Source organism: Nostoc foliaceum FACHB-393, assembly GCF_014698505.1.
Lineage (GTDB): Bacteria > Cyanobacteriota > Cyanobacteriia > Cyanobacteriales > Nostocaceae > Nostoc > Nostoc foliaceum_A.
Genome location: NZ_JACJTD010000155.1, coordinates 1 through 3,946 on the forward strand (window position 1 = coordinate 1; position 3,946 = coordinate 3,946).

Below are 3,946 nucleotides of genomic sequence, written 5' to 3' on the forward strand. Positions count from 1 at the left end.
CTCGTAGAATTCTGGTAACATTATCATTAAATAGAGCTTGTTGCGAATGAAGGCTCTTTTTCTTTTACCACAAATTGCTACACTCTTTGCAATATAAGCATTCTAAACCATTTTGTCCCCCCGCAAGAATCCAACATCTCTCGACAGATTTTGACAAACTGAGCTAAATCGGATTCTCGACCAACAGGTAATGGATCGAGAGCAAGCAATATATTAATCAGATATGCGGGAATATGATCACCAATGGAGTTCCAGTTCTTGCGCGATTGGTTAATCCCTAATGATGGACTATCTGGTCGCATGGTTACATAATCCAGATGGGAAAAATAGCCTCCCTGACCTGGAAAATTTGGGTTCTTTTCCTTAGAGTCAAGGTAAAAATCGTTGAAAGTTCGGACGGTACGTCGAATATCCTCTAGCACTTCCCAGTCATTAGTGATTCTATGGTACTGGGCTAAACCTGCCAAGGCATAAATTTGCTCATATAAAGGAATACTCCCCTTATCCGTACCATCTTCTGAGAGGAGCTTCCACTCTGTGCCATATTTTTGACGACGACGACCATAGGCCCAAAAACAGTGCCGCCCATCATGGCTAAAACTACGAAAAGCCTCTCTCTGAAAACGAACACCTGCCGATGCGGCAGAAAGATACCTAGCATTACCCCTCAAAAGGTAGGCAGAAGAAAGCCCGAAAATGAGCCGGGATAGGGTGGCCATTTCCTGGATATTGTTATCGGTTGGCAAACCGATGATGTTTAGATTTGTGCGATACAGTTCGGAAAAGTCTGCCTCGCTGTAGCTTCGGCGATCGCCGAACAGGTCATCTAACCACTCATCTGCCAAAATGGAAATTTGGTTTAACCACCAATGGGACTGCTCGAACAGAAATGTCGAGTTTTGGGTGGTTAGCAAGTGAACGCCAGTAGCGTCAAAAAGACTTGTGTCTCCTTGAACTTGGTAAATGGCTTGAACGGCAACTAGCGTATTCTCATGAATATATGTTTCAATCTTTTCTTTTAGTTTGTTTGGAGGATCTGACTGATCGACAAATTTATCAAATCGGTCATTATTTAAACCATCTAAGTTAGTTACGCAACGAAAATTTGTCTCTTCCTTGACTCGAATGCTGTACTCATCTCCTGCCCGAGATCGGATAGTAAAGCAATGATTGTCAGATTGCTTGTGAAGGACAACCCCCATAAGTGTTGTAGCTTGTATGAAGTGCTTCATTTAATCTACCTGCTTATTAAGTTACAAACTGCTAATAAATTCTCTCAGCCATAGATTGAAAAAACAGAATGATGAGAAGCATGGAGGTCAGAGTCCTTATCATCTGTCTTTGTGGAGGGATTGCTTTCATCGACCAGCCTCCACTGGCTTGTCTAAGCGCATAACTATTTATTATACGGAAAGTTTTCGTAATAATCTTTTTCTAAATCCTAATATATCAAGCATTACAGATGCCTTCTTTCTGGATATGCGGAAAATTTCTTTTTTAAACCCTTATTTAATAAATAGTCAAAGCAGAAATTTCATTAATGGATCTGCTGCCTCAACCGCATGACTGTAAGCAAACCCATGAGCAGCATCTTTAATCATTGCAAGTTTTGCACCTGAAATCTTCTGAACTAAAACATTACTATTTCCAGGTAGTATTGCTACATCGCTATCTCTAGTAATTACCAGTGTTGGCAGGGCGAACGCACGGTATTTCTGAAACCCTCGCTGGATAAAGATACTGAAGAAAAAATAGGCTAAATTTAAAAACGCAATTTGACCACCCGGGATAGATGCACATGCTGCTATCGCTGCTGCTTGACCAGTTCTACAAGCAATCTCACAAAAGATACTTTCAGTACTTATTACAGACACTACTTCTGCAGATGGTGCTCCTGCCTCTAGCACAATACTATCTTTTTCTTTCAATAAAGTAGTTTTCTTCAGGATGTTAATTATCTGCTGTTGTTCATTTAAAGAAAGTGAATTACATTGCTCTGCATTTACATTAATATTAGTCACTTTTCTACAACTTAAGTTTTATTATGGCTAATATCATCTAGCGCGACTACAATATTTGTAAATGAAAGAATTATCGAGTTTTTTAACTTGAAAACCAACGGTTTAAGGTTCTCTAAGGCTGGTCAGTAAAACAGTTAAGGAAACGTTCGTTTCTTTTACCTTTATAGTTGCAAAGTCTTCCCAGTCATGATTTGCTCCCTGATAATTCAGGAGAAAAGGATAATTTGAGATTAATTGCCATCGTCTCTTTCCTAATTGTGGGTAATCTCTTATGCCTAAGCTTGTTTTGTTCCCGTAGAACAATAGATCTAGACTATAGCAAGATATAGTTATTACACACAATCATAAATTATACCAAATTGAAATATTATTACTTCATTTTGAGCTAAACATAGTGTATTAAAGCGTTTAATAAGATTTTTTGGTTTGCTCAGAATGATAATAGATAATATTTGGTATTAATTCATGTTTTATAAGTTGATATGCCCTTTTCAATCATACCTTTGGTAGAAAATTTAAATCATTTTTTGCTGTCTGAAGGCAGTGGCTTCTCAAAGGTCACTGTGGTAAAAAGTCTTTTAAGCCTTAACTGCACAACAGGAGTAGCCAGCATTGGCAGTTGAAACGCCTTTGGGCTTGTAAAATTGCTGCTACATTTTCGCTAAATACTTGAAGATGACGTTTATCTTCGGGATTTATCCATTGACTTAGCTGGGCTTGCAGTTGACGATATAAATGGGGCACTCGCATGGCATGACTTTTTGTGTGGAAACTTGAGCATCTCATGCTCTGCCCCTCCAAGTCATCCCTCTCTGTTTTTAAATTCCACCTATATCTACGTTTCAAGACTTTTCTGCACCACTAAGGTCTAAGAGTTTGGGTTCGCATAAAACATCAACGCCATCCAAGTCCATCTGAGGCAATAATTGACAGCCAAAGTATTAAAAGTTCAGCAATAGTGAGTCAGTTAGTTGGTTTTGATGCAGGTAAAAAGATCACTCGTACGTAAGCGATTTATGACCGTTGATAGCTTGGGATTAGTGTTGAGAGTTTTAGTCACCGCAGCCAATGTCGGTGAACGAGAAGGAGGAAAACAGGTTCTAAAACGCGTTAAACAGTCCCATCAAAAGATATCTCGTTTAACAACGATCTGGGTAGATGGTGGATTTGATGGAGAACCTTTCATACATTGGGTGATGAATTTTTGCCGTTGGATTATACAAGTGGTTTTGCGATCGCAAGAAGCTAAGGGTTTTGTTTTGCTCAAAAAATGCTCTTGTTATAGAGCGAACTTTTGGTTGGCTGACGGGATGTCGCCGATTAGTCCGAGACTATGAGTTATTACCCGAGACATGGGAGACTTTTATTTATCTTGCCATGATCCTGATCATGGCAGGGTTAGCGCGTCTCAAACCCTATTGACAGGTGGATTCTAGGAGAGTGTTGAGTTTGGGAGAGCCGCAGTCAAAACAGAAACCATATACTGATCATTCATCGCGGCTCGGCGAGACTTTTGGCGAATACGGGTGGCCGCCGAGATACGGATACCGTTGGCGAATTCCCCAAACGGCTAAACTGAACCGATTAGTTCAATAATGAAACGATTGAGAGCCTTCTGAGCAGTTTTATACCCAGTAGCTTGCGTACCTAACTTCAGTTGGGACAAAATGCGATCGCGTAAAATTTCAAGTTCCTCTATCGCTAACCCAACAGACTGTTTTGCTGACTTATCAGATGTCCGATGAAACTCCCTCTGCGGTGTAATACTCGGTTGGGGTTCGGTTTCTGGTGGAGTGTCATACTCTCTAAAATGATCCCCATAGCCTGGGCAACCCGACCAGGAGTTAGTTTGTCTATCGACTTCTGCCAAGGCAGGGGGTTGTCAGCAACGATATCACGAGCCAACCACAATTCCCAAGTAATCA

At 40.4% G+C, this 3,946-nt stretch carries 3 protein-coding genes and 2 pseudogenes; 1 reads left to right on the forward strand and 4 read right to left on the reverse strand.

The window, feature by feature from the left end; translation table 11 throughout:
* Window positions 1-77 precede the first annotated feature (77 nt).
* The 3 genes and pseudogenes from H6G92_RS38335 to H6G92_RS38345 all read right to left on the reverse strand — a co-directional run.
* A complete protein-coding gene (locus H6G92_RS38335; RefSeq protein ID WP_199345147.1) occupies window positions 78-1,232 on the reverse strand; it encodes a hypothetical protein in 1,155 nt (384 codons plus the stop codon).
* A 288-nt stretch (window positions 1,233-1,520) separates the two neighbouring features.
* Window positions 1,521-2,021: an alpha/beta fold hydrolase gene (locus tag H6G92_RS38340; protein WP_190902035.1), complete on the reverse strand. Its 501-nt coding sequence runs from the start codon at window positions 2,019-2,021 to the stop codon at window positions 1,521-1,523.
* A 630-nt stretch (window positions 2,022-2,651) separates the two neighbouring features.
* Window positions 2,652-2,771: pseudogene (locus H6G92_RS38345) on the reverse strand (IS4 family transposase); the annotation flags it as partial.
* A gap of 118 nt (window positions 2,772-2,889) precedes the next feature.
* Between H6G92_RS38345 and H6G92_RS41445 the strand changes: the two are divergent.
* Window positions 2,890-3,443: pseudogene (locus tag H6G92_RS41445) on the forward strand (transposase); the annotation flags it as partial.
* A gap of 148 nt (window positions 3,444-3,591) precedes the next feature.
* Here H6G92_RS41445 and H6G92_RS38355 read toward each other — a convergent pair.
* On the reverse strand, window positions 3,592-3,891 hold the full coding sequence (locus tag H6G92_RS38355; protein WP_190902037.1) for a hypothetical protein: 300 nt from the start codon (window positions 3,889-3,891) through the stop codon (window positions 3,592-3,594).
* Window positions 3,892-3,946: the final 55 nt, after the last annotated feature.

Coding starts and splice junctions, on each gene's coding strand:
- H6G92_RS38335 (WP_199345147.1), bottom strand. CDS start 1,232: ATGAAGCACTTCATACAAGCTACAACACTTATGGGGGTTGTCCTTCAC.